Origin of the sequence: Staphylococcus simiae (genome assembly GCF_017357005.1) — a bacterium.
In the GTDB taxonomy this organism is placed as follows: Bacteria; Bacillota; Bacilli; order Staphylococcales; family Staphylococcaceae; genus Staphylococcus; species Staphylococcus simiae_A.
The window spans coordinates 1,684,352-1,711,220 of sequence record NZ_CP071589.1 but is presented as its reverse complement, the minus strand read 5'-3'; the positions used below and the strand labels follow the sequence as shown (position 1 = coordinate 1,711,220).

The 26,869-nt window shown below is 31.1% G+C and carries 21 protein-coding genes and 1 pseudogene; 21 read left to right on the top strand and 1 reads right to left on the bottom strand.

What is annotated here, in order from left to right:
- Window positions 1–2 precede the first annotated feature (2 nt).
- The 10 genes and pseudogenes from yfmF to J3R86_RS07640 all read left to right on the top strand — a co-directional run bounded on the left by yfmF (window position 3) and on the right by J3R86_RS07640 (window position 11,501).
- Complete coding sequence (yfmF, locus tag J3R86_RS07690; RefSeq protein WP_207516827.1) at window positions 3–1,274, top strand: EF-P 5-aminopentanol modification-associated protein YfmF; 1,272 nt, start codon at window positions 3–5, stop codon at window positions 1,272–1,274.
- Window positions 1,271–2,557, top strand: a complete 1,287-nt coding sequence (gene yfmH / locus J3R86_RS07685; protein ID WP_207516826.1) for an EF-P 5-aminopentanol modification-associated protein YfmH — start codon at window positions 1,271–1,273, stop codon at window positions 2,555–2,557. The genes yfmF and yfmH overlap by 4 nt, the downstream gene beginning before the upstream one ends.
- Window positions 2,557–3,261 (top strand): elongation factor P 5-aminopentanone reductase, encoded by a 705-nt coding sequence (gene ymfI / locus J3R86_RS07680; RefSeq protein ID WP_207516825.1) that lies wholly within the window; start codon window positions 2,557–2,559, stop codon window positions 3,259–3,261. Before yfmH ends, ymfI begins: the two co-directional genes overlap by 1 nt.
- Before the next feature lie 92 nt (window positions 3,262–3,353).
- Complete coding sequence (locus tag J3R86_RS07675) at window positions 3,354–4,181, top strand: YmfK family protein (protein ID WP_207516824.1); 828 nt, start codon at window positions 3,354–3,356, stop codon at window positions 4,179–4,181.
- Window positions 4,182–4,203: 22 nt separating this feature from the next.
- Window positions 4,204–4,596: a helix-turn-helix domain-containing protein gene (locus J3R86_RS07670; RefSeq protein ID WP_207516823.1), complete on the top strand. Its 393-nt coding sequence runs from the start codon at window positions 4,204–4,206 to the stop codon at window positions 4,594–4,596.
- Between the two features lie 33 nt (window positions 4,597–4,629).
- Window positions 4,630–5,205 (top strand): CDP-diacylglycerol--glycerol-3-phosphate 3-phosphatidyltransferase, encoded by a 576-nt coding sequence (gene pgsA / locus J3R86_RS07665; protein ID WP_207516822.1) that lies wholly within the window; start codon window positions 4,630–4,632, stop codon window positions 5,203–5,205.
- 554 nt (window positions 5,206–5,759) lie between these two features.
- Entirely contained in the window at window positions 5,760–6,902 is a 1,143-nt protein-coding gene (locus J3R86_RS07660; RefSeq protein ID WP_207516821.1) for a CinA family nicotinamide mononucleotide deamidase-related protein, read from the top strand.
- A gap of 173 nt (window positions 6,903–7,075) precedes the next feature.
- Entirely contained in the window at window positions 7,076–8,125 is a 1,050-nt protein-coding gene (gene recA, locus J3R86_RS07655) for a recombinase RecA (protein ID WP_207516820.1), read from the top strand.
- Window positions 8,126–8,679: 554 nt separating this feature from the next.
- Window positions 8,680–10,239: a ribonuclease Y gene (gene rny / locus J3R86_RS07650; RefSeq protein ID WP_207516819.1), complete on the top strand. Its 1,560-nt coding sequence runs from the start codon at window positions 8,680–8,682 to the stop codon at window positions 10,237–10,239.
- Between the two features lie 188 nt (window positions 10,240–10,427).
- Window positions 10,428–11,501: pseudogene (locus J3R86_RS07640) on the top strand (IS30 family transposase).
- 872 nt (window positions 11,502–12,373) lie between these two features.
- On the opposite strand, the gene J3R86_RS07635 reads toward J3R86_RS07640, so the two are convergent.
- The gene (locus J3R86_RS07635) at window positions 12,374–12,589 is read right to left on the bottom strand and encodes a hypothetical protein (RefSeq protein ID WP_002463863.1); all 216 of its coding nucleotides are present in this window, start codon (window positions 12,587–12,589) and stop codon (window positions 12,374–12,376) included.
- A gap of 165 nt (window positions 12,590–12,754) precedes the next feature.
- Here J3R86_RS07635 and J3R86_RS07630 point away from each other — a divergent pair, with 165 nt between their 5' ends.
- The 11 genes from J3R86_RS07630 (at window position 12,755) to J3R86_RS07580 (ending at window position 26,755) form a co-directional block, all read left to right on the top strand.
- Window positions 12,755–13,546: a TIGR00282 family metallophosphoesterase gene (locus J3R86_RS07630; RefSeq protein ID WP_207516817.1), complete on the top strand. Its 792-nt coding sequence runs from the start codon at window positions 12,755–12,757 to the stop codon at window positions 13,544–13,546.
- Between the two features lie 254 nt (window positions 13,547–13,800).
- On the top strand, window positions 13,801–15,561 hold the full coding sequence (locus J3R86_RS07625; RefSeq protein ID WP_207516816.1) for a 2-oxoacid:acceptor oxidoreductase subunit alpha: 1,761 nt from the start codon (window positions 13,801–13,803) through the stop codon (window positions 15,559–15,561).
- On the top strand, window positions 15,562–16,428 hold the full coding sequence (locus tag J3R86_RS07620; protein ID WP_207516815.1) for a 2-oxoacid:ferredoxin oxidoreductase subunit beta: 867 nt from the start codon (window positions 15,562–15,564) through the stop codon (window positions 16,426–16,428).
- A 361-nt stretch (window positions 16,429–16,789) separates the two neighbouring features.
- Window positions 16,790–17,080: a thiamine-binding protein gene (locus tag J3R86_RS07615; RefSeq protein WP_207516814.1), complete on the top strand. Its 291-nt coding sequence runs from the start codon at window positions 16,790–16,792 to the stop codon at window positions 17,078–17,080.
- A gap of 262 nt (window positions 17,081–17,342) precedes the next feature.
- The gene (gene miaB / locus J3R86_RS07610; protein WP_207516813.1) at window positions 17,343–18,887 is read left to right on the top strand and encodes a tRNA (N6-isopentenyl adenosine(37)-C2)-methylthiotransferase MiaB; all 1,545 of its coding nucleotides are present in this window, start codon (window positions 17,343–17,345) and stop codon (window positions 18,885–18,887) included.
- A 1-nt stretch (window position 18,888) separates the two neighbouring features.
- The gene (locus tag J3R86_RS07605; protein ID WP_207516812.1) at window positions 18,889–19,242 is read left to right on the top strand and encodes a YlbF/YmcA family competence regulator; all 354 of its coding nucleotides are present in this window, start codon (window positions 18,889–18,891) and stop codon (window positions 19,240–19,242) included.
- A 36-nt stretch (window positions 19,243–19,278) separates the two neighbouring features.
- Window positions 19,279–19,776: an energy coupling factor transporter S component ThiW gene (gene thiW / locus J3R86_RS07600; protein ID WP_207516811.1), complete on the top strand. Its 498-nt coding sequence runs from the start codon at window positions 19,279–19,281 to the stop codon at window positions 19,774–19,776.
- A gap of 235 nt (window positions 19,777–20,011) precedes the next feature.
- A complete protein-coding gene (gene mutS, locus J3R86_RS07595) occupies window positions 20,012–22,627 on the top strand; it encodes a DNA mismatch repair protein MutS (protein WP_207516810.1) in 2,616 nt (871 codons plus the stop codon).
- 12 nt (window positions 22,628–22,639) lie between these two features.
- Window positions 22,640–24,580, top strand: coding sequence for a DNA mismatch repair endonuclease MutL (mutL, locus tag J3R86_RS07590; protein WP_207516809.1), 1,941 nt, complete (start codon window positions 22,640–22,642; stop codon window positions 24,578–24,580).
- A gap of 13 nt (window positions 24,581–24,593) precedes the next feature.
- Window positions 24,594–25,127 (top strand): glycerol-3-phosphate responsive antiterminator, encoded by a 534-nt coding sequence (locus tag J3R86_RS07585; RefSeq protein WP_207516808.1) that lies wholly within the window; start codon window positions 24,594–24,596, stop codon window positions 25,125–25,127.
- Between the two features lie 809 nt (window positions 25,128–25,936).
- Window positions 25,937–26,755, top strand: a complete 819-nt coding sequence (locus J3R86_RS07580) for an MIP/aquaporin family protein (protein WP_207516807.1) — start codon at window positions 25,937–25,939, stop codon at window positions 26,753–26,755.
- The last annotated feature ends 114 nt before the right edge of the window (window positions 26,756–26,869 follow it).

Sequence of the window (26,869 nt, the reverse complement as noted above, 5' to 3'; positions counted from 1 at the left end):
ACTTGGAACAAAGTTCATCATCCAATATACATATTAATATTACACCAACAACAAAATTTAAGACCACGACAATTGTTTTTAAATTTATGGCACCCTTAGACTACGACACAATCACCGCACGTTCATTATTAAGTAAAATTTTAGTAAGAGCTACAAAATTATGGCCGACAGATAAATTGTTTAATAATCATTTGGCAGAATTATACGGCGCTTATGTAAATAGCACAGTTACGAAATTTAAAGATCAACATGTTATTACGTTATCATTAGAAATTGTCAATGAGCGTTATTTAAAAAATCATGAATTGCTACTTGAACAAGGATTAAACTTATTATATGAAATTATTTGGAACCCTTTAATTAAAGATAATGCATTTGATACTAATATTGTTGAACAAGAGAAAACATTACTACAAAAGAAAATCGAAGCAATGGTGGATAACAAAGCACAATATTCATTTTTAAAAATGCTAGATTATATGTTTGAAGATGAAGCATACAAATATTTATCAACTGGGCAATTAGAACAAATACCACATATTACTGCGCAAAGTTTATATCATACATATCAATCAATGATTAATAATGACCATTGTGCAGTATATGTAGTTGGGAATGTTAATGAATCAGAAGTAGTAGCTAAAATAAAAAATATGTTTCCAATAAAACCATTTGCTACCACATTGCAACAGAAAAATAATTTTAAAAATATAAGCATTACAGAGCCCAATTATATTGTTACCTATGATGAAGTTGATCAAGCTAAATTAAATTTAGGATATCGATTTAATACTAGATATGGTGATAAAAATTATGCTGCATTTGTTGTTTTAAACATGATGTTCGGTGGCGATCCATCATCTGTTTTATTTAATGAAGTGAGAGAAAAACAAAGTTTGGCATATTCTATTCATTCTCAAATTGATGGTAAAAACGGTTATTTATTTGTTTTAAGTGGTGTTTCAAGTGATAAATATGAAATAGCAAAAGAAACTGTTATATCGGAATTTAATAAACTAGCAAATGGAGAATTCTCTGAAGAAAAGTTAGAACTTGCCAAAAAAATTATAATATCTCATAGATTTGAATCTGAAGATAGACCAAAAAGTATTATCGAAATTATGCATAACCAGATTTTGTTGGATCAGCCACAAACCAAGGATGATTTTATAGAAGAGATAAGTAATGTTAATTATCAAGATATTATGACAGTTGCAAATGAAGCATATTTAGATACGGTTTATGTATTAACCAAAAGAGGTGACGAAGAATGAAGCAACATTATTATGAACAAATAGATGAATGGGTATATGAGAAGAAATTAGATAATGGTTTACGATTATTTATTATACCTAAAGCAGGATTTCAAAAAACATTTGTCACATATACTACACAGTTTGGCTCTTTAGATAATAAATTTAAACCATTAGGTCAAAATCAGTATGTTACTGTACCAGATGGTGTTGCTCATTTTTTAGAACATAAATTATTTGAAAAAGAAGAGGAAGACTTATTTACAGCATTCGCTGAAGATAATGCTCAAGCAAACGCATTTACCAGTTTTGACCGTACAAGTTATTTGTTTAGTGCTACTGATAATATTAAAAGTAATATTGAACGTTTGTTAAAGATGGTAGAGACGCCATATTTCACTAAAGAAACAGTTGATAAAGAAAAAGGTATCATTGCAGAAGAAATTAAAATGTATCAGGAGCAACCTGGATATAAATTGATGTTTAATACTTTACGTGCTATGTACTCAAAACATCCTATACGTGTTGATATTGCTGGTAGTGTAGAAAGTATTTATGATATTACGAAAGAAGACTTATATTTATGTTATGAAACGTTTTATCATCCTTCTAATATGGTGCTATTTGTTGTTGGGGATGTCAATCCTAATGATATTTGTCAAATAGTAGAAGAACATGAAAATAAACGTAATAAAACGGATCAACCGAAAATAGCAAGAGCTATAGTTGATGAACCGGAAGAAGTTAATGAAGCATTTGTAACTGAAGAGATGAATATCCAATCACCACGACTAATGCTAGGTTTTAAAAATAAACCTTTGTCAGAAGAGCCACACAAATATGTACAAAGAGATCTGGAAATGTCATTATTCTATGAACTTATTTTTGGAGAAGAAACGGATTTTTATCAACAATTATTAAATAAGGGATTAATTGATGATACATTTGGTTATCAATTTGTCTTAGAACCAACATATAGTTTTTCTATCATTACAAGTGCTACACAACAACCAGATGAACTAAAACAACTATTGTTAGATGAAATAACAACATATAAAGGTAAGTTACAAGATCAACAAGCGTTTGAATTATTGAAAAAACAATTCATTGGTGAGTTTATTTCAAGTTTGAATTCTCCAGAATATATTGCTAATCAATATACTAAATTGTATTTTGAAGGTGTAAGTGTCTTTGATATGTTAGATATAGTAGAAAATATTACTTTAGATAGTATAAATGAAACAACATCATTATATTTAAATTTAGAACAGCAAGTAGACAGTCGTTTGGAGATTAAAGAATAATGAAAGCTTTAGTCATTGGTGGTTCTGGATCAATTGGTTCAGCAATAGTAAAGCGCTTATTACAAGATGGTTATGAGGTATATTTACACTATTGTCATGCAGATTTAGTGCAATTAGAAGCTCAATATCGTGGTGAAAGGGTTCATTTTATTCAAGCAGACTTATCACATCCCCTTGATTTAGATGCTACTTTTAATGGAATAGAAGAATTAGATTTTCTTATATATACGAGTGGACAGGCACTATACGGTATGCTTCAAGATATGACTGATGATCAAATAAATAGCAGTTATCAATTAAATGTACTGCAATTAATTAGAATTTGTCGTTACTTTGTAGATCAATTACGTCAAAGTCAAAATGGTAGAATTATTGTTATTTCATCCATATGGGGTGAAACTGGTGCGAGTATGGAGACGATATATTCAGCGATGAAGAGTGCACAACTTGGTTTCGTTAAGGCATTGAGTCAAGAATTAGCATTAACAACTGTTACTGTTAATGCCGTTACTCCTGGTTTTGTTGCTGGAAACATGGCTCAATACTGGGATGAAGCAGAGTTGACAAGTATATTGGCTGACTTACCACAGCAACGTATGGTATTACCTTCTGAAATTGCACATACTTGTGCATATTTATATCACTCACAAGCTAAAAGTATTACTGGGACGATTCAAAAAGTTAATGGTGGTTGGTATCTGTAAATCAATAACATTTAAAATTTTTTAATGTTATAATATGACTATTAAAATTGAATTTTTAGTATTGCTAAACTAACAAGGGGTGTGGGTTTACCATGACTATTGCACAAAAAAAAGAATGGTACCTGGAATATGAAATAGAAATGAATCGTCCAGGATTATTAGGTGATGTTTCTAGTTTACTTGGTATGCTTGGTATCAGTATCGTTACAATAAACGGCGTTGATCAAGGTAAACGTGGTTTGTTAATTAAAACGGATAGTTTAACTAAAGTAGAACGTTTTGAACAAATTGCACGTGAAATTAATGAAATTCAGATAACTAAATTAAAAAAACCTGAACTTCGTGATCGATTAGCGGTAAGGCATGGTCGCTATATTGAACAGGATGGTAAAGATAAGAAAACTTTTAAGTTTGAACGTGAAGATTTAGGATTATTAGTTGATTTTTTAGCAGAATTGTTTAAAGAAGAAGGACATAAATTAATTGGGATTAGAGGCATGCCTAGAGTTGGCAAGACAGAATCAATCGTAGCAGGTAGTGTTTGTGCACATAAGAGATGGTTATTTATTAGTTCAACACTCATTAAACAAACTGTTCGAAGCTCTCTAATTAAAGGAGAGTACGATTGTAATCACGTTTATATTATAGATGGTGCAGTAACTGCTCGTGAGACAAATCCCAAACATCAAGAACTTGTAACAGAAGTAATGACCTTACCATCTATTAAAGTTGTAGAACACCCTGATTTATTTGTAGAAACAAGTTCTTATACTATGGAAGATTTTGACTATATTATTGAATTAAGAGAAAATGAAAATCAAGAAATAACATATGAAGATATGAAACAACAAACAATTCAAAGTAAAAATAATTTAGATTTTGGAGATCCATTTGGTGGAGGCTTCGGATTCTTTGAGTAAATGTTAGTTAGGAGGTTCATTATTGAAGACAATTGGTGAAGTATTAAAAGGTAGACGAGAAAGATTAGGGATGACTTTAACTGAATTAGAACAATTGACTGGTCTTAAAAGGTATTTATTAGTACATATTGAAAATAACGAGTTAAATTTACTACCTAATCCTAATTATAGCGAAGGATTTATTAGGAAATACGCAAGTGTTGTTAATATTGAACCTAACCAACTTATTCAAGCTCATCAAGATGAAATACCATCTAATCAACAGCAACTTGACAAAGTCTTAACAGATTTTAGTAATGGTAATGAAGTAACTTATAAAAGTAAATCTAAAGAACCTTTACAACTATTAGTAATCATGGGGTTAGCAATTTTGATTACTATTGTGTTATGGATTCTTTTAGTTTTAATATTTTAACAACAATAACAAAATATGAAATGAGGATTTAAGATGAATATTCCAAATCAGATAACGGTATTCAGAGTTGTATTAATACCCGTTTTTATCTTATTTGCATTAGTAGATTTCGGATTTGGCAACGTATCATTTATAGGTGGCTATGATATAAGAATAGAACAATTAATTAGTGGCTTTATTTTTATCATTGCATCTCTCAGTGATTTTGCAGATGGATATTTAGCACGTAAATGGAATTTAGTGACTAATATGGGTAAATTTTTAGATCCACTAGCAGACAAATTATTAGTAGCTAGTGCGCTTATTGTTATGGTGCAACTTGGTTTAACCAATTCTGTTGTAGCAATTATTATAATCGCTAGAGAATTTGCTGTTACAGGATTACGTTTATTACAAATTGAACAAGGTTTCGTTAGTGCTGCCGGACAACTTGGTAAAATTAAAACAGCTGTAACAATGGTAGCAATCATTTGGTTGCTATTAGGTGACCCAATGGCAATATGGCTTGGATTCTCTATAGGTCAAATATTATTATATATCGGTGTATTATTTACCATCTTATCAGGTGTTGAATATTTCTATAAAGGTAGAGATGTATTTAAACATTAATTATTTTGAGAAGTTTAGTACTAAAGCTATATAAATTTAATATTTATCAAAGGTAATTTCTATTTAAATTTGGTAGAAATTACCTTTTTATTATTTTGGGTATATTAAATGATATTCAAAGCAAAAGTATACATCTTATAATCATTAAAATTTAAACATTAGATTATCCAGTTAAGAGAAAATTATTTAAAAATTGTTTTCAGTCAAATAATTATAGTGGAGAGTACGATAGAAATAATTTTTCAAATAGTTATTTCGTTAATGTCTGTTTTGTACGTTAATTTAAAAACCTCGCGTATATTTTGATGACGTGTCTCACACGGCAAGACCGATTAAGATGATAAAAGAGTAATAAATCAAGGCATTGTAATTCAGATTATTACTGTAAATCCTACAATAATAACTATAGAATGCATTTTAATTTCAGTTTCTATGACAAGTCGTCAGTTAGTAATTGATTATACAATTAAAATTACAGTCATTTTGAAACTCATTTTTAGAAATTTTAAGGAGATTTGTTTATAATAGATGTGTTATGCAAAAGGGGGAGACAAATGAAAATCTCAATAATAGCAGTCGGCTCAGAATTATTACTAGGTCAAATAGCCAATACTAATGGACAATTTTTATCCAAGTTATTTAATGAAATTGGTAAAGATGTTGTTGAACATACAGTTATTGGTGATAATCCACATCGCTTAGAACATGTGATTCGAAGCGGTTTAGAACGATTTGATACGTTGATTTTAACAGGAGGTTTGGGACCTACAAAAGATGATTTAACTAAACATACAGTTGCCAAAGTGCTTAATAAAGAGTTGATAACCGATGAACCTTCTCTTGACTATATTGAAAGTTATTTTCGAGAACAAGGCCAAGAAATGACACCAAATAATAAACAACAAGCTTTAGTTATAAAAGATTCAATAGTATTACCTAATCATCATGGTATGGCACCAGGCATGTTAATTGAAACTGGTAATAAAAAAATTGTCATGTTACCAGGACCGCCTAAAGAAATGCAACCTATGGCTAAACATGAGTTATTGCCTTATTTTATGGATAATAAAAGAATCATACACTCAGAATTACTTAGATTTGCCGGAATAGGAGAGTCCAAAGTCGAAACGGTACTTATGGATATGATAGATCACCAAACAAATCCAACAATCGCACCATTAGCTGGTAGTCATGAAGTTTATATTAGATTAACTGCAAGTGCAGAATCTAAGACTGAGGCTGAAAATATAATAACCCCAATTAAAAAAGAAATCTTGGAGAGAATTGGTGAGTTCTATTATGGATCAGATGATATATTATTAGAGCAAGCAGTTATACAACGTATTAACACCCCGTTTGCAATATATGATGGTGTAACAAATGGAGCATTATTCAATAGATTAAAAAATGTAGATGAACATGAAATGGCTAAAGGATCTATCATTGATTCAGAATACATCATTAATAAAAACAACAGTATCGAGGAACAATTACTAGAATCAACTAATTATACAGCTTCTTTATATCAAGTTCCTTTGGCAATTTCTATTCTAAATCAAGATAACACTATTTATTTGGCATTATTGGAAAATGACAAGTTAACTATTGAGTCATTTAAAATGGCACAATCAAGAAATTTAATGCATAGCAGAAGTCAAAATTATGCATTAATAAGATTATTAAATTCATTTAAATGAGGATTTAATTTTTAATAATTGTTAAATTGATAAGTACGTTTGTTCGATTTTGTTGTAAAAAATAGCCAAAAAATACGAACAAATATTCGCAAAACACTTGTAATTCAATTAAAATCCTTGTATAGTATTGGTAAGATAATAAAAAGAAACAAGCTCACTTAGGAGGTCTCGCTTTGGATAATGATCGTCAAAAAGCTCTAGATACAGTAATAAAAAATATGGAAAAGTCTTTTGGTAAAGGTGCAGTAATGAAACTTGGGGACAATAAAGCTCGTCGTGTTTCAAGTACATCAAGTGGTTCAGTGACATTGGATAATGCATTAGGTGTCGGTGGTTACCCTAAAGGACGTATTATTGAAATATATGGTCCTGAAAGTTCTGGTAAAACTACTGTAGCACTTCATGCTATTGCCGAAGTACAAAGTAATGGTGGTGTAGCAGCATTTATAGATGCTGAACATGCGTTAGATCCAGTGTACGCTCAAGCGCTAGGCGTGGATATTGATAATTTATATTTGTCACAACCTGACCATGGCGAACAAGGTTTAGAAATTGCAGAAGCATTTGTACGAAGTGGCGCTGTCGATGTTGTAGTAGTTGACTCAGTTGCAGCTCTAACGCCTAAAGCTGAAATTGAAGGTGAAATGGGAGATACTCATGTTGGACTACAAGCACGTTTGATGTCACAAGCCTTACGTAAGTTATCTGGTGCTATTTCTAAATCAAATACAACAGCTATTTTCATTAACCAAATTCGTGAAAAAGTTGGTGTCATGTTCGGTAACCCTGAGACAACACCGGGTGGTAGAGCATTAAAATTCTATAGCTCTGTTAGACTAGAAGTACGTCGTGCTGAACAATTGAAACAAGGACAAGAAATTGTTGGTAATAGAACTAAAATTAAGGTTGTTAAAAATAAAGTTGCACCACCATTTAGAGTTGCAGAAGTGGATATTATGTATGGACAAGGCATCTCTAAAGAAGGCGAACTTATTGATTTAGGTGTTGAAAATGAAATTGTTGATAAATCCGGTGCTTGGTATTCATATAATGGTGAAAGAATGGGCCAAGGTAAAGAAAACGTTAAAATGTACTTAAAAGAGAATCCTCAAATTAAAGAAGAAATTGATCGTAAATTACGTGAAAAGCTTGGAATTTTTGATGGTGATGTTGAAGGTTCTGAAGAAGAAGCGCCTAAGTCACTTTTTGAAGAGGAAGAATAAGGGTAAATCTTCAAACATTTATAGCTTCAAAGTATAACGATGTTGTACTTTGAAGTTTTTTTATGGAAAATTTTAAATGTGTTAGCGTTTATAACTACAATAAAGAGTTCTCTAGTTTTAGGACTGATAAATAAAAAATGAATAATTTAAAAATTAATTATGTACCAGTCCAAGTTGGGAGAAAACCCAATAAAAATGCTTATAGACTCTTAATATAGTTGTTGACTGGTATTTTTGATAGTCTTGTACCTTAGCTATTATATGTTAATAAAACTAATTGCTATATATTTTTATGGAGATTTCTACATTCAATTTGATAATTAAGATCATAGATTTAATGGTGAATTTATTGATGATAAAATTATATTTTTAATAGTATAATAATTATAATTTTCAACAGTCAATAGTTGTAATATCTTCTAAAAGTGCAAATAGATAACTTGACACTTATCCGCTTAAAACCGTACAATTAATATGTATGATTTATATATAATTTCATAAAGTCATATTGAATTTCATATACAGACGAAACCCTAGAAAAAGGAGGTGTTTATGTGAATTTATTAAGCCTCCTACTCATTTTGCTGGGGATTATTCTAGGCGTTGTTGTAGGGTATGTTGTAGCCCGAAATATATTGCATCAAAAGCAATTACATGCAAGACAGACTGCCGAAGATATTGTAAATCAAGCCAATAAAGAGGCTGACAATATCAAGAAAGAAAAATTACTTGAGGCAAAAGAAGAGAATCAAATTTTAAGAGAACAAGCTGAAGCGGAACTACGTGAAAGACGTGGTGAACTTCAACGACAAGAATCCCGCCTTCTTCAAAAAGAAGAGAACTTAGAGCGAAAATCTGATTTACTTGATAAAAAGGATGAGATTTTAGAGCAAAAAGAATCAAAAATTGAAGAAAAACAACAACAAGTAGATGCAAAAGAGAGTAGTGTTCAAACGTTAATAATGAAGCATGAACAAGAATTAGAACGCATCTCCGGTCTCACTCAAGAAGAAGCTGTTAATGAACAACTTCAAAGAGTTGAAGAAGAACTGTCACAAGATATTGCAATACTTGTTAAAGAAAAAGAAAAAGAAGCTAAAGAAACAGTTAATAAAACAGCCAAAGAATTATTAGCTACTACAGTGCAAAGATTAGCAGCAGATCATACAAGTGAATCTACTGTATCAGTTGTTAATTTACCAAATGATGAGATGAAAGGTCGTATTATTGGTAGAGAAGGACGAAATATTCGCACACTTGAAACTTTAACTGGAATTGATTTAATTATTGATGATACACCAGAAGCTGTAATTTTATCTGGTTTTGATCCAATAAGAAGAGAAATTGCAAGAACAGCACTTGTTAACTTAGTATCTGATGGTCGTATTCATCCAGGAAGAATTGAAGATATGGTCGAAAAAGCAAGAAAAGAAGTAGATGATATTATTCGTGAAGCTGGTGAACAAGCGACATTTGAAGTTAATGCATATAATATGCATCCAGATTTAGTTAAAATATTAGGACGTTTAAATTATCGTACAAGTTATGGTCAAAATGTTCTTAAACATTCTATTGAAGTAGCACATCTAGCAAGTATGTTAGCTGCAGAATTAGGTGAAGATGAAACTTTAGCTAAACGTGCAGGGCTATTACATGATGTAGGTAAAGCGATAGATCATGAAGTAGAAGGTAGTCATGTTGAAATAGGTGTAGAATTAGCTAAAAAATATGGTGAAAATGAAACAGTAATCAATGCGATTCATTCACATCATGGAGACGTAGAACCAACGTCAATTATTTCTATTTTAGTGGCTGCTGCTGATGCATTATCAGCTGCACGACCAGGCGCTAGAAAAGAAACACTGGAAAATTATATTCGTCGATTAGAACGATTGGAAACGTTATCAGAAAGTTATGACGGTGTTGAAAAGGCATTTGCAATACAAGCAGGAAGAGAAATCCGTGTGATTGTCTCTCCTGAAGAAATTGATGATTTAAAATCATATAGATTAGCAAGAGATATTAAAAACCAGATTGAAGAAGAATTACAATATCCTGGTCATATCAAAGTGACAGTTGTTCGAGAGACTAGAGCAGTAGAATATGCAAAATAATTTTTGTCTCCCCCACAAAGTGTGGGGGAGTTTTCTTTATATAGTAATAATTAAAATTTACTCTTTATTAAGAATGATTAATAAAGGTGGATTTTATAATCAACTTAGCCACCTATAAATAAAAAACGTCACGTGAATTTCATGTTATTATTGAGGCTCTCACACTCTTCAATAAAGGATGAATTCACATGACGCAAAATCATTGTAACACGATAAAACATAAAGGAACACACCTAACTTATGAAGAACGCATTCGTATCGAAACTCTTAAAGATTTAGGCTTTTCTAATCGTGCTATTGCACGTGAATTAGGACGTGCACCTCAAACAATCCATAATGAAATAGAACGTGGTACCACACGTCAAATTTCACGCCAAAAATATCAAGATAAAGTTTATGAATATGAATAATTCCAATATATTCCATCACTCGCACAACAAAATTACTACAAGAATCGACAACGTTGTGGCGCACAATCTTTATGGCGGAAAAATCCTCATTTTATAGCTTGGGCTGATGACTTAATGATTCAACAACGTTGGTCACCTGAAGCTGTTGTGGCATGTGCTCATCGTGAAAATGTGTTCCGTAAAGATTTAATACCATGTGTGACAACTTTATATGCTTGGATTAATGATAATATCATGGCGACTAAAAATATCCATCTTTTAGAGAAGTTAAAACGACGCATGTCTAATCAAACCTATCATCGTACACATCGTCGTATTTTAGGTCCAAGTATTGAACAGCGTCCACAGGACGTCCAATCTCGTCAAACCTTTGGACATTGGGAAATCGATACTGTCATCGGTACCAAAGATAAATCTAAACCTGTCATCTTAACACTCGTTGAACGTGCTACACGTTTTGAAATCTTAAAGCTGATTAATGATAAAAGCGCTCATTCAGTCTCACAAGGATTAACATCAATATTTAAGCATTTAAAGTCGCTCACACCACATATATTCAAATCAATCACAGCAGATAATGGCTCAGAATTCGCATCATTATATGAAGAATTTGGTCATGACATCAATATTTATTTCGCACATCCATTTTCATCATTTGAACGTGGTACCAGTGAAAATCAACATAAAATGTTACGTCGATTTATACCTAAAGGAACAGATCTATCAACCGTGAGTCAATGTCGCTTAAAACAAGTGCAACAATTTATGAATGATTATCCTAGAAAAATCCTAGGCTATGACACAGCTCATCATAGAATGGCTCAAGCATTAAAAGTATTAAATCTATTATAGTTATTTAACAGCTAAATACTTTAGCTGTTACTAACCCAAGATGAGTCATAGATAAAATATCTACCACTCATCTTGGGTTTACAAAACAGAAAAGAGCCTAAAACGTTAGTACTACTTAAAAAATATAAGTGGCTAACTTAAACTTGAAATTTACGAATGATTAATTAAATAAAAATTATTTAAAATACAAAAATATTGATATTAATACTCATGTGATAAAGCCCCGATAGAGAAAAATAACTTTCGGATTTTTTATAAATACGAAAGTTGGGGTAAGGGAACCAACACAGAAAAACTGGTTGCCAGTTTCAACAAGCAGTGTAGGTTGGGCGAACTAGTAAAGGTTAAAAAACTAAATAAAGGATTACAATTGGTTGCTATGAAAAAGGTTTACAGTTTATTAATTTATAATAAACTGCATAAGATTTTCTAGCTATCAAGATAGCAGAAAATCTAACAATTGCATTGGGACCCAACAAAGAAAAGTTCTGTTAACAGAACTTTTACAATAATGTGCAAGCTGGGCAAGGGACCCAACACAGAGAATTTCATCAAGAAATTCTACGGACAATGCAGGGACCCATCATAGAAAAATTTTAAAAGGATTACAGTTGCACTATAAGTGCAACTGCATAAAAGCTACTAAAGGTTAAAAATCTAAGTTGCTTTAAATGTGCAAGACGGGCAAGGTTGGGCAAGAGCTAGTAAAGATTGTAAATCTAACTAGCTCTAAATATGCAAACTTCTTAAAGATAGAATTGAAAACAATAATTTAATTTAGTATAACATTATTATGTAAACTAAATTCGCGCATAAAAAAACTGCTAAAAAAGTTGTGAACTTGATTAGCAGTGTATAAATTTTTACTTGTATTATTTTAATTGTAAATCAGTTTTTTTCAATTCTTGAATCACTTCAGCTGTATCATAACAATTTGTTGCGATTGTAGAATATCTTTCAGCTAAACGATAAGCATTAATATATAGTTTTAAACTATCTTTTGCAATATCTTCAACATCTTCTGATTTTGAAGGATTTGAACTAACAACTAATTCTGCAAATTTTTCTGGATCAATATTAATAGACATGTATTTATTTACAACTCCTATTTTTTGATGGTTCAATGATAACATAAACAAACTATTCAAAAAAGTAATCCCTACTATCAATTTTAAAACTATAAATAGGGGATTATTTTCTTTAAATATTCAACTATATCAATTAAACTAATATATATGAGAGGATGACACACCATGCGAATAATGTTTATTGGGGATATTGTTGGAAAGATAGGCAGAAATGCTATAGAAACATATCTTCCACTATTAAAACAAAAATATAAACCTACTGTAACCATAGTGAATGCAGAAAATGCTGCACATGGTAAAGGTTTAACTGAAAAAATATATAAACAATTGTTAAGAGATGGCGTTGATTTTATGACTATGGGTAATCATACCTATGGACAACGTGAAATATATGAATTTATTGATTCTGCTAAACGCTTAGTTAGACCAGCGAATTTTCCTGAAGAAGCACCTGGAGTAGGTATGAGATTTATCCAGATTAATGAAATTAAATTGGCAGTAATCAATTTACAAGGTCGTGCTTTTATGCAAGATATAGATGATCCTTTTAAAAAAGCAAATGAGCTTGTGGAAGAAGCTAGAAAAGTAACGGATTATATCTTTGTGGACTTTCATGCAGAGACAACATCTGAAAAAAATGCTATGGGTTGGTTCCTTGATGGCAGAGTGAGTGCAGTTGTTGGAACACACACGCATATTCAAACTTCAGATGATCGTATTTTACCTAATGGTACTGCTTATATAACTGATGTCGGTATGACAGGTTATTATGATGGAATCCTAGGTATAAATAAAGATGAAGTTATTAAAAGATTTATTACAAGTTTACCTCAACGGCATGTTGTACCAGATGAAGGTAGAAGTGTTTTATCAGGTGTTATTATAGATTTAAATAAAGAAGGAACTGCTAAGTATATTGAACGTATATTGATTAATGAAGATCATCAATTAGTATAAATTAATATAAAAGCTAAATTATTAATAATGAATTGAACAATCAAAATTGTAAAGATAGATAACATTTAACTTTTTGATAGATTAATAGTTATTCATTAGCTACGTAGAATTTAAACTGTTAAGTTGAATGGAAGCGTAAATGATATTATCGTCCATTAGTATGAATTTAATATCGTACCACTGTTTACATAGTAAATCGGTGGTTCTTTTTGTTATTATTTAATATGAAATCAATCCGTAGGAGGCAATTAACTATGAAACCACAATTATCGTGGAAAGTTGGCGGACAACAAGGTGAAGGTATAGAGTCAACTGGCGAAATTTTTGCTACGGCTATGAATAGAAAAGGCTATTATTTATATGGCTATAGACATTTTTCAAGTCGTATTAAAGGTGGACATACTAATAATAAAATTAGAGTATCTACAAAACCAGTACATGCAATTAGTGATGATTTAGACATTTTAATTGCATTCGATCAAGAAACAATTGAAGTGAATTATCACGAAATGAGAGAAGATAGTATTATTTTAGCTGACGCCAAAGCTAAACCAACTAAACCAGAAGATTGTAAAGCTCAACTTATTGAATTACCATTTACAAGTACAGCTAAAGAACTTGGTACGGCATTAATGAAGAATATGGTTGCTATCGGCGCCACAGCTGCTTTAATGAATCTAGACACTCAAACATTTGAAACATTAGTTTCAAATATGTTTAGCAAAAAAGGGGACAAAGTTGTTGATATTAATATTCAAGCATTAAATGAAGGCTATCAATTAATGCAACAACAGTTATCAGAAATAATTGGTGATTTTGAACTTGAACATACAAATGAACAACCTCATTTATATATGATTGGTAATGATGCCATAGGTTTAGGTGCAATATCTGCAGGATCTAAATTTATGGCTGCTTATCCCATTACACCCGCGTCAGAAATTATGGAATATATGATTGCTAACTTACCAAAAGTAGGTGGAACTGTTATTCAAACAGAAGATGAGATAGCAGCAGCAACAATGGCAATTGGAGCTAATTATGGTGGTGTAAGAGCGTTTACTGCAAGTGCTGGTCCAGGGTTATCATTAATGATGGAATCTATTGGCTTATCTGGAATGACTGAAACACCATTTGTCATTATTAATACACAACGTGGTGGTCCTTCAACAGGCTTGCCAACTAAGCAAGAACAATCTGACTTAATGCAAATGATATATGGTACTCATGGTGATATTCCTAAAATTGTTGTTGCACCAACAGATGCTGAGGATGCCTTTTATTTAACTGTAGAAGCCTTTAACTTAGCAGAAGAATACCAATGTCCTGTAATTATATTAAGTGATTTACAATTATCGTTAGGTAAACAAACCGTTGATAATCTTGATTTTAATCGTGTTCAAATCAAACGTGGAGAATTATTACAATCTGATATTGAACGTGATGAAGATGATAAAGGTTACTTTAAACGTTATGCATTAACTGCAAATGGTGTTTCACCACGTCCAATTCCAGGTGTAAAAGGTGGTATTCATCATATTACAGGCGTTGAGCATAATGAAGAAGGTAAACCTAGCGAAGCTGCTGAAAATAGACAACAACAAATGGATAAACGTATGCACAAAACAGAACATCTATTAATTAATGAACCTGTTGAAGCACAGATAAATCATGAGCATGCTGACATATTATATATTGGTTTTATTTCAACTAAAGGTGCGATTGTTGAAGGTAGTGAACGACTTGAAAATGAAGGAATTAAAGTAAATACAATGCAAATTAGACAATTACATCCATTCCCAACGTCAATCGTTCAACAAGCTGTCAATCAGGCAGATAAAGTTATTGTAGCTGAACACAATTATCAAGGACAACTTGCCAGTATTTTAAAAATGAATGTCAACATACATGATAAATTAGTAAATTATACAAAATATGATGGGACACCATTCTTACCACATGAGATAGTGGAAAAAGGTCAAGAAGTAGTAAAAAAAATTAAGGAGATGGTATAAGTGGCTACATTTAAAGATTTTAGAAATAATGTAAAGCCCAATTGGTGCCCTGGTTGTGGTGACTTTTCAGTTCAAGCTGCTATTCAAAAAGCTGCAGCAAACATTGGATTAGAACCAGAAGATGTGGCTATTATTACTGGAATTGGTTGCTCAGGACGTTTATCAGGGTACATTAACTCATACGGTGTGCACTCTATACACGGTCGAGCACTACCATTAGCACAAGGTGTTAAAATGGCTAATAAAGATTTAACAGTAATTGCTTCAGGTGGAGATGGAGATGGCTATGCTATAGGTATGGGTCATACAATCCATGCTTTACGTAGAAACATGAATATGACTTATATTGTTATGGACAACCAAATTTATGGCTTAACCAAAGGTCAGACTTCACCTTCATCAGCAGTAGGTTTTGTTACTAAAACAACTCCAAAAGGAAATATTGAGAAAAATGTAGCACCGTTAGAATTAGCATTATCTTCAGGAGCGACATTTGTAGCACAAGGCTTTTCTAGTGATATTAAAGCATTAACAAAATTAATAGAAGATGCAATCAATCACGATGGCTTTTCATTTGTTAATGTTTTCTCACCATGTGTAACGTATAATAAAATCAATACTTATGATTGGTTTAAAGAGCACTTAGTAAGTTTGGATGATATTGAAGATTATGATACATCAGACAAACAACTCGCAATGAAAACTGTTATTGATCATGAATCATTAGTCAAAGGTATTGTGTACCAAGATACTGAAACACCTTCATATGAATCACAAATAACAGAATTAGAAGATACACCGTTAGCTAAGCGAGATATCGAAATCTCTCAAGATACATTTAATGAATTAACTGAACAATTTATTTAAAAATAAAAACTGAGTCTTTTAAATGAATATGAGTTTCATTTAAATTACTCAGTTTTTTATACATATGAAACACAATCGTTTGTCTATTTTTTAGAATAGACTGATATAATAAAAATACATGTTAACTGTTAATCTTTTTAGTAGTAACTAGAGTAATAAAAAGTCAAAATTGCAAGTAGCTAACCAAGTTAACACAATTAATAGTTCAGCAATGGTACGTAAACATAATGAAAATTTCCAATCAAAGTTGAAAGACGATCACAATAATTAGTGCGTTTGTCAGTGATCCTTATTATTTTATTAAAGACTAAATAAGTATAAGTAAAGATAATACTAAATTTATAAATTGGAGAGATGTAAAATGCAAGATACATTAATGAGTATTCAAATTATTCCTAGAACGCCAAATAATGATAATGTAATACCTTATGTAGACGAAGCAATTGCTATTATTGATCAATCTGGACTTAATTATAGAGTTGGTGCATTAGAAACAACAGTACAAGGTGATATGAATGAGTGTTTAATTTTAATACAAACTTTAAATGATAAAATGGTTGAATTACAATGTCCGAGTATAATTAGCCAAGTCAAGTTTTATCACGTACCAGAAGGTATTAGTATTGAAACGCTAACTGAAAAATATGATTAATAAAATTCGAAATAGTTCTTCTGTCAAGAGTGTGGAGTAAAAGCATTATATACTTAAAATTATGCAATTGACTGTAACTATCGAGGTTAAGAATATTAATAAATTTACCTTTATAATCATAGATAGTTTGGCTAGAGTGGACAATGAAATATATGTTAAAAACTTATTTCTACTCCATTCTGAATTTTTAGCATTTTGCACTTTGATGATAAATTTAATATAATGATGTAATGATATGGGCATATAGAAAGGATTTTGCAAAGTGAATGAAGAACAAAGAAAGTCTAGTTCTGTTGATATATTAAAAGAACGTGATAACAAAGCTGAAAAAGATTACAGCAAATATTTTGAACAAATATATCAACCACCCAGTTTAAAAGAAGCAAAAAAACGTGGAAAGCAAGAAATACAATATAATAGAGACTTTCAAATTGATGAAAAATATCGTGGTATGGGAGAAAACCGTACATTTTTAATAAAAACATATGGCTGTCAGATGAATGCACATGATACTGAAGTGTTGGCAGGTATTTTAGAAGCGCTTGGATATAAAGCTACTTCAGATATTAACACTGCAGATGTCATTTTAATTAATACTTGTGCCATCAGAGAAAATGCAGAAAATAAAGTTTTTAGTGAAATTGGTAACTTAAAGCATCTTAAGAAAGAACGTCCAGATATATTAATCGGCGTTTGTGGATGTATGTCACAAGAAGAATCAGTAGTTAATAAAATTTTGAAATCTTACCAAAATGTAGATATGATTTTTGGGACACATAACATACATCATTTACCAGAAATTTTAGAAGAGGCATATCTTTCTAAAGCAATGGTTGTTGAAGTGTGGTCAAAAGAGGGGGATGTTATTGAAAATCTTCCAAAAGTCCGTGAAGGTAATATCAAAGCATGGGTTAATATTATGTATGGCTGTGATAAGTTTTGTACATATTGTATTGTGCCATTTACTAGAGGGAAAGAACGTAGTAGAAGACCGCAAGATATTATAGATGAAGTAAGAGAATTAGCTCGTGAAGGATACCAAGAAATTACTTTATTAGGGCAAAATGTTAACTCTTATGGTAAAGACTTGCAAGATATGTCTTATGGATTAGGAGATTTATTACAAGATATCTCAAAAATCGCTATTCCAAGAGTTAGATTTACAACAAGTCACCCATGGGATTTTACTGATCATATGATTGATGTTATAGCAGAAGGTGGCAATATTGTTCCTCATATTCATCTTCCAGTACAATCAGGTAATAATAAAGTACTTAAAATTATGGGTAGAAAATATACTCGCGAAAGCTACCTGGACTTAGTTTCAAGAATTAAAGCTAAAATTCCTAATGTTGCGCTAACTACAGACATTATTGTTGGTTATCCAAATGAAAGTGAAGAACAATTTGAAGAAACATTAACACTTTATGATGAAGTTGCCTTTGAACATGCTTACACTTATTTATATTCACAACGTGATGGCACACCTGCTGCTAAAATGACTGATAATGTTCCTTTAGATGTCAAAAAGGAGCGCTTACAACGACTTAATAAAAAAGTTGGAGAATATTCACAACGCGCTATGAGCCAATATGAAGGACAAATTGTTACTGTCTTATGTGAAGGTAGCAGTAAAAAAGATGAAACAGTATTAGCAGGATATACTGATAAAAATAAATTAGTGAACTTTAAAGCACCTAAAGCAATGATTGGTAAATTGGTTGAAGTTCAAATTGATGAAGCTAAACAATATTCACTTAATGGTACATTCATTAGAGAAGTTAAGCCTGAAATGGTGGCACAATAAAATGTATGATAAAGAAGAAATATTACAACGAGCCGATAATATAGCTAAAAAAATTCAACAGTTAGATACGATTAAGCAATATCGAATGGTCGAAGAACAAATACATCGTAATCAAAATATTCAACAGAAAATGACGACATTAAAAAAATATCAAAAGCAATCAGTTAATTTTCAAAATTATGGCCAACAATTTGCATTGCAACAATCTGAAGACAACATTCATCATCTAGAAGAAGAGATTAATAGTTTACCAATTGTTGAACAATTTAGAGTTTCTCAATTTGAGGCCAATGAATTGTTACAAATGTTTATTTCGACGATGGAGAAGCGGTTAAATCAATATAACAACATGTAATAACATAATTAACTAAAGAAAAAGGAGCTTAATTATATGAAATCTAGAAAACTAACTATCACTGCACTGTTAATAGCGGTTAATGTAGTATTGAGTAGTATTATTATCATTCCTTTAGGTCCTGTTAAAGCCGCCCCAGTACAACATTTTGTTAATGTATTAAGTGCAGTTTTAGTTGGTCCCTGGTATGGATTAGCTCAAGCCCTTATTTCTTCAGTAATAAGATTATTATTCGGTACTGGTAGTGTTTTTGCTTTTCCGGGAAGTATGATTGGTGTATTGTTAGCCAGTGCATTTTATTTTTATCGCAAACACATTTTTATGGCTGCTGTTGGAGAAGTACTTGGTACTGGTATTATTGGTAGTCTTGTCTGTATACCACTTGCCTATTTTATTGGTTTTGATGACTTTTTAATTAAACCATTGATGATTACATTTATTGTATCTAGTGCTATCGGTGCTTTAATAAGTTATTTCTTATTGATTACATTAAAAAAACGTGGCATATTAGATAAATTCTTGAATAAAAAATAAATTAATATATTTATACGTCCATACTTATTCAGCATAGTAACAATGATTTTTGATTACTAATGTTGCGTTTAACGAGTATTGGGCGTTTTTTCATAATAAGCTTTCGATATGTTTGTCACTTTAATTATGTTAAAATATACGAGTTAAATAACTCATACAAATTAACTTTGTCAGCTATATTTGAGTGGAAAATTCAATTATAAAATATAAAAATAATGAGGTTGTGAACAAATAAATGTCTAACGTAACACCTATGATGCAACAATATCTAAAAATAAAATCAGAATATCAAGATTGTTTGTTATTTTTTAGATTGGGAGATTTCTATGAAATGTTTTTTGATGATGCCAAAGAAGCATCAAGAGTGCTTGAAATCACCTTAACAAAACGAGACGCTAAAAAAGAAAATCCTATTCCAATGTGTGGCGTACCATATCATTCAGCTGACAGCTATATTGAAACGCTGATAAATAACGGTTACAAAGTAGCTATATGTGAACAAATGGAGGATCCAAGGCAAACCAAAGGGATGGTCAAACGAGAAGTTGTTAGGATAGTTACACCTGGTACAGTAATGGAACAAGGTGGTGTGGATGATAAACAGAATAATTATATTTTAAGTTTTATGACGGATTATCCACAAATTGCCCTAAGCTATTGTGATGTTTCAACAGGAGAACTAAAAGTGACTTTATTTAATGATGAAGCAACATTATTAAATGAAATTACCACTATTAATCCTAATGAAGTTGTAGTTAATAAACTTTTGACAGATGACTTAAAAAGACAAATCAATATGGTTACAGAAACAATTACATTGCGAGAACAAATATCTACAGAGATGTATGATTTCAATCGACAAGTAGAACAACCATTAATGCATAGTGCAACCCAATTACTATTAGATTACATTCATCATACGCAAAAAAGAGATTTATCACATATTGAAGATGCTGAATTTTATGCTGCTATCGATTATATGAAAATGGATTTTTATGCCAAACGTAATTTAGAGTTAACTGAAAGTATTCGTTTAAAATCAAAAAAAGGGACACTTTTATGGTTGATGGATGAAACGAAGACACCAATGGGTGCCAGAAGACTTAAACAATGGATTGATAGACCATTAATTAATAAAGAACAAATTGAAGAACGTTTAAATATTGTTGAAGCATTTAGCGAACAATTTGTAGAAAGAGATACATTACGTCATTATTTAAATCAAGTATACGATATCGAAAGATTAGTAGGTAGAGTAAGTTATGGTAATGTTAATGCTAGAGATTTAATCCAACTTAAACATTCAATTTCTGAAATACCAAATATTAAAGCTTTGCTAGATTCTATGAATCATCAATCATTAGCTAAAATTAATCAGTTAGAACCATTAGATGATTTATTAGAAGTACTAGAGAATAGCTTAGTTGAAGAACCACCAATATCTATTAAAGATGGCGGATTATTTAAAGTAGGATTCAATCATCAATTAGATGAGTATTTAGAAGCATCTAAAAATGGTAAATCTTGGTTAGCAGAATTGCAACAGAAAGAAAGAGAAAGAACAGGCATTAAATCGTTAAAGATAAGTTTTAATAAAGTCTTTGGTTATTTTATAGAAATAACACGAGCGAATTTGCAAAATATAGAACCTGTTAATTTTGGTTATATGAGGAAGCAAACTTTATCAAATGCGGAGCGTTTTATCACTGATGAATTAAAGGAAAAAGAAGATATTATATTAGGTGCAGAAGATAAAGCGGTTGAATTAGAATATCAATTATTTGTCACGCTGCGTGAAGAAGTAAAAAAATATACAGAACGCTTACAACAACAAGCTAAAATTATTTCAGAATTAGACTGTTTACAAAGCTTTGCTGAAATTGCACAAAAATATAATTATTCAAGACCTGAGTTCAGTGAAAGTAAAGAATTAAAGTTAATCGATTCTAGACATCCTGTTGTTGAGAGGGTGATGGACTACAATGATTATGTACCTAATGATTGTTTGCTAGATCAAGATACCTTCATATATTTAATTACTGGACCAAATATGTCAGGTAAATCCACATATATGAGACAAGTAGCTATTATTAGTATTATGGCTCAAATGGGGGCTTATGTTCCTTGTGAATCAGCTATATTACCAATATTTGATCAAATTTTTACACGTATTGGTGCAGCGGATGATTTAGTTTCTGGTAAAAGTACATTCATGGTTGAAATGTTAGAAGCCCAAAAAGCATTAACATATGCTACAGAAGATAGTTTAATCATTTTTGATGAGATAGGTAGAGGTACTTCTACATATGATGGTTTAGCACTTGCTCAAGCGATGATTGAATATGTAGCACAGACATCGCATGCTAAAACATTATTTTCAACACATTATCATGAACTGACAACGTTAGATCAAGTATTGCCAAATTTAAAAAATGTGCATGTAGCTGCCAATGAATATAAAGGAGAGTTAATCTTCTTACATAAAGTTAAAGATGGAGCGGATGATGATAGTTATGGAATTCAAGTTGCAAAATTAGCTGATTTACCTGAACAAGTTATCAATAGAGCACAAGTAATACTTAATGAATTTGAGCAAGAAACTAATAATAAAGAAATTTCACCTATAACTTCGACATCAAATGTAGAAAATAATGATGACCAACAACAAATAATTAAGCAAGATAATAATAAACAGCAAAGCGATAATACATTTGAACAAGCGACATTTGATTTATTTGATGTTGAGAGACAAAGTGAAGTTGAACAACAAATTAAAGGATTAAACTTATCTAATATGACACCAATCGAAGCATTAGTGAAATTAAATGAATTACAAAATCAGTTAAAATAGAGGTGTTGCCAAATGGGGAAAATTAAAGAGTTACAAACCTCATTAGCAAATAAAATTGCAGCGGGTGAAGTCGTAGAACGACCAAGTTCAGTTGTCAAAGAATTATTAGAAAATGCCATTGACGCTGGTTCTACTGAAATAAATATAGAAGTGCAGCAATCTGGCGTTCAGTCTATTAGAGTAGTTGATAATGGTAGCGGTATTGAAGCTGAAGATTTAGGTTTAGTATTTCATCGTCATGCTACAAGTAAATTGGACCAAGATGAAGATTTATTTCATATTAGAACATTAGGATTTCGTGGAGAAGCTCTAGCTAGTATTTCATCAGTTGCTAAAGTCACATTACGTACATGTACAGATGGCATTAGTGGAAATGAAATATATGTCGAAAATGGCGAGGTTTTAAATCACAAACCAGCTAAAGCTAAACAAGGAACTGACATTTTAGTTGAGTCATTATTTTATAATACGCCAGCGCGATTAAAATATATTAAGAGTCTGTATACAGAACTAGGCAAAATTACAGATATTGTCAATAGAATGGCTATGAGTCATCCTAATATACGATTCTCTTTAATTTCAGATGGGAAAACTTTACTTGCTACGAATGGCTCAGGTAAAACAAATGAAGTTATGGCACAGATATATGGGATGAAAGTTGCTCGAGATTTAGTACATATCTCTGGCGATACAAGTGATTATCATTTAGAAGGTTTTGTTGCCAAACCAGAACATTCAAGAAGTAATAAACATTATATTTCAATTTTTATTAATGGCCGTTATATTAAGAATTTCATGTTAAATAAGGCTATATTAGAAGGTTATCATACATTATTAACTATTGGCCGTTATCCAATATGTTATATCAATATTGAGATGGACCCAATACTAGTAGATGTCAATGTGCATCCAACTAAATTAGAAGTAAGACTATCGAAAGAGGATCAATTATTTGAGTTGATTGTGACAAAAATCAGAGAGGCATTTAAAGATAAAATACTCATTCCACAAAATGATTTAGATAAAATGTCTAAAAAAAATAAAGTGTTAGAAACTTTTGAACAGCAAAAGATCGCTTTTGAACAAGCTAATCAAAATGATAAACGTCTAGATGATAAATCTGACTATCAGTATGATGGATTGTTAAACCAAAGTGATAATAACGAATCTAATATGGTTGCTGAAGTTGATGACAATAATTTATATAATGATACACGAAATATTGATGATGATTACTCTAATAAACAAAGACAAATTTTGGAACAAATGGATCTACCACATCAAAATGACGATGACATAACATATATGTCTAACACAGAATCTGATACTGAACATGTCGATAGCTCAACATTTAAATCTATACCAAAACAACGCGTTCCATATATGGAAGTTGTTGGTCAAGTTCATGGAACATATATTATCGCGCAAAATGAACAAGGCATGTATATGATAGATCAGCATGCTGCTCAAGAACGTATCAAATATGAATATTTTAGAGATAAAATAGGACAAGTGACAAATGAAGTACAAGATTTATTAATTCCACTAACATTCCATTTTTCAAAAGATGAGCAATTAATCATTGATCAATATCAAAGTGAATTGCAAAGAGTTGGAATTAATCTAGAACATTTTGGTGGTTATGACTATATCGTTAATAGTTATCCAGTGTGGTTCCCTAAAGATGAAGTAGAAGATATTATTAAAGATATGATTGAACTTGTCTTAGAACATAAAAAAATTAATGTAGCAAAAATGCGTGAAGATGCTGCAATTATGATGTCTTGCAAGAAATCAATCAAAGCTAATCATTATCTACAACAGCATGAGATGTCAGATTTAATCGATCAATTGAGAGAAGCGGAAGATCCATTTACGTGTCCACATGGAAGACCGATTATTATTAATTTTACCAATTATGAATTAGAAAAATTATTCAAACGTGTCATGTAGAGAGGATGTCAATATGAACACTAATATTTTACCAGCAGTTAGAAACATGAAAGATTTAGAATTGTTAATCAAGACGGATCATAAAATTTGTGTTTTATTGGATATGCATATTGGTCATATTAAGAGCATCATGGAATTACTTAAACAAAATCACATAGAGTGTTTTATTCACATAGATTTAATCAAAGGACTAAGTCATGATGAATTTGCTAGTGAATATATTATTCAACAATTTAAACCTAAAGGTATTGTGTCGACCAAATCTAAAGTCATTAAAAAGGCTAAATCTCTAAATACTTTAACGATATTTAGAGTATTTATTATTGACAGTCAAGCGTTGAAAAGAAGTATAGATTTAATAAAAAAAGTTGAACCAGATTTCGTTGAAGTATTACCTGGCGTAGCAAGTAAAGCAATTCATAATATAGAAAAAGAAACGAAAGCACAAGTTATTGCAGGAGGCTTGATTAATACTGAGCAAGAAATAGAAGAAGCAATTAAAAATGGTGCAAAATACGTAACAACAAGTGATCAAAAATTATGGTAAATTAACTAAATTGTTATTAGTAATGCTAAATGACTAAATAATAACAATTTAGAAACTCGATGACTATTGAAATAAAATAGGAGTCGAGTTTTTTATTTGTATTCTCCCGAATTGGGAGTGGGACAGAAATAAATTTTATATAAAATTTATTTCGTAGTCCCACCCCGGCAAGACTGACTAGGTTTTCAAAATGTTGATTTATCAACGCTTTGAAAACCAGACAGTTACTGCCAAATGCTTAAATTTAAGCGTAAAATACATTTTGTCCCAGGCTCTTGCCCAACCTTCATTGTCTGTAGAATTTCTTGGTGAAATTCTCTTTGTTGCGTCCCAATGCAGTTGTACTGATAGTGCAACTGTAATCCTTTTAAATTTTACTTTGCTGGGTCCCTTGCCCAGCTTGCACATTAAAGTAAAAATTCTGTGGACATAATTTTACTTTGCTGGGTCCCAACTTCAGGTGTTTTGGTTTTAAATTACTTAATACTTTCAATATTTTCTATTTACATTTAATCAATTAGTCCTAAAAAATAAAAGTACTTTTATCTAGATTCAAAAAGAGATTTTTATTGATAATAATATATGTAAAATTTTAATAAAATTTCAATATGTTCTTTTTTGTGACAATGACTAGTTTTTTAAAGATTAAATTATGACCAATTTTTTACAAAAGTTATTGACAACGCTTTCATACAAATAGTATGATATAAAACATAAAATACAAGTTAATATCTAGAATAGAGACGAGAGATTTCTACGCAATTAAATGGCTGTAGGAATCTCTTTATCTTTTGGGAGGACATTTATATATGAATGCATATTTAGCAGAATTTCTAGGAACTGCAATTTTAATTCTTTTTGGTGGCGGAGTCTGTGCTAATGTTAATTTAAAACGTAGTGCTGGTAATGGTGCTGATTGGATTGTTATTGCTTTAGGTTGGGGCTTAGCCGTAACTATGGGTGTTTATGCAGTTGGTAAGTTTTCAGGTGCACATTTAAATCCAGCAGTATCAATCGCTTTAGCAATGGATGGTAGTTTCAGTTGGGCACAAGTACCAGGATTTATAGTTTGTCAAATGCTTGGTGGTATTGTGGGTGCTGCATTAGTTTGGCTAATGTATTTACCACATTGGAAAGTAACAGAAGAAAAAGGTGCAAAATTAGGTGTATTCTCAACTGCACCAGCAATTAAGAATTACTTCGCTAACTTTTTAAGTGAAATTATTGGTACAACGATTTTAACTTTAGGTATTTTATTTATTGGTATTAATAAGATTGCTGACGGATTAAACCCAATCATTGTTGGTCTGTTAATCGTAGCAATCGGTTTAAGTTTAGGTGGACCAACAGGCTATGCAATTAACCCGGCTCGTGATTTAGGACCGAGAATTGCTCATGCAATTTTGCCAATATTTGGTAAAGGTGATTCAAATTGGAGTTACGCAATTGTCCCAGTATTGGGTCCTATTGCTGGCGGTATGTTAGGTGCTGTAATTTATACAATTTTTTATAAACATACATTTAACTTAATAAGTGCCATTGGAATCTTAGTTGTTATCGCTACGTTAATTTTAGGTGTAATTTTAAATAAAACATCTAAAAATGATGATATTGAAACTATTTATTAAACAAAATATTCAGCTAATCAAATAGCATAATTTGACATCAGTTTATTGTAAATTATGCTATTTTTCGCAACCTATTAAAAAATTTTGTAAAATGAATTAATATACTGATTTACA

Bases quoted from the DNA above. Each gene is read 5' to 3' on its own strand.
- J3R86_RS07630 (WP_207516817.1), top strand. From the start codon at position 12,755: ATGCGAATAATGTTTATTGGGGATATTGTTGGAAAGATAGGCAGAAAT.
- J3R86_RS07585 (WP_207516808.1), top strand. From the start codon at position 24,594: ATGAACACTAATATTTTACCAGCAGTTAGAAACATGAAAGATTTAGAA.
- J3R86_RS07580 (WP_207516807.1), top strand. From the start codon at position 25,937: ATGAATGCATATTTAGCAGAATTTCTAGGAACTGCAATTTTAATTCTT.
- J3R86_RS07615 (WP_207516814.1), top strand. From the start codon at position 16,790: ATGCAAGATACATTAATGAGTATTCAAATTATTCCTAGAACGCCAAAT.
- mutL (WP_207516809.1), top strand. From the start codon at position 22,640: ATGGGGAAAATTAAAGAGTTACAAACCTCATTAGCAAATAAAATTGCA.
- J3R86_RS07660 (WP_207516821.1), top strand. From the start codon at position 5,760: ATGAAAATCTCAATAATAGCAGTCGGCTCAGAATTATTACTAGGTCAA.
- J3R86_RS07605 (WP_207516812.1), top strand. From the start codon at position 18,889: ATGTATGATAAAGAAGAAATATTACAACGAGCCGATAATATAGCTAAA.
- J3R86_RS07625 (WP_207516816.1), top strand. From the start codon at position 13,801: ATGAAACCACAATTATCGTGGAAAGTTGGCGGACAACAAGGTGAAGGT.
- mutS (WP_207516810.1), top strand. From the start codon at position 20,012: ATGTCTAACGTAACACCTATGATGCAACAATATCTAAAAATAAAATCA.
- ymfI (WP_207516825.1), top strand. From the start codon at position 2,557: ATGAAAGCTTTAGTCATTGGTGGTTCTGGATCAATTGGTTCAGCAATA.
- yfmH (WP_207516826.1), top strand. From the start codon at position 1,271: ATGAAGCAACATTATTATGAACAAATAGATGAATGGGTATATGAGAAG.
- thiW (WP_207516811.1), top strand. From the start codon at position 19,279: ATGAAATCTAGAAAACTAACTATCACTGCACTGTTAATAGCGGTTAAT.
- pgsA (WP_207516822.1), top strand. From the start codon at position 4,630: ATGAATATTCCAAATCAGATAACGGTATTCAGAGTTGTATTAATACCC.
- J3R86_RS07635 (WP_002463863.1), bottom strand. From the start codon at position 12,589: ATGTCTATTAATATTGATCCAGAAAAATTTGCAGAATTAGTTGTTAGT.
- J3R86_RS07675 (WP_207516824.1), top strand. From the start codon at position 3,354: ATGACTATTGCACAAAAAAAAGAATGGTACCTGGAATATGAAATAGAA.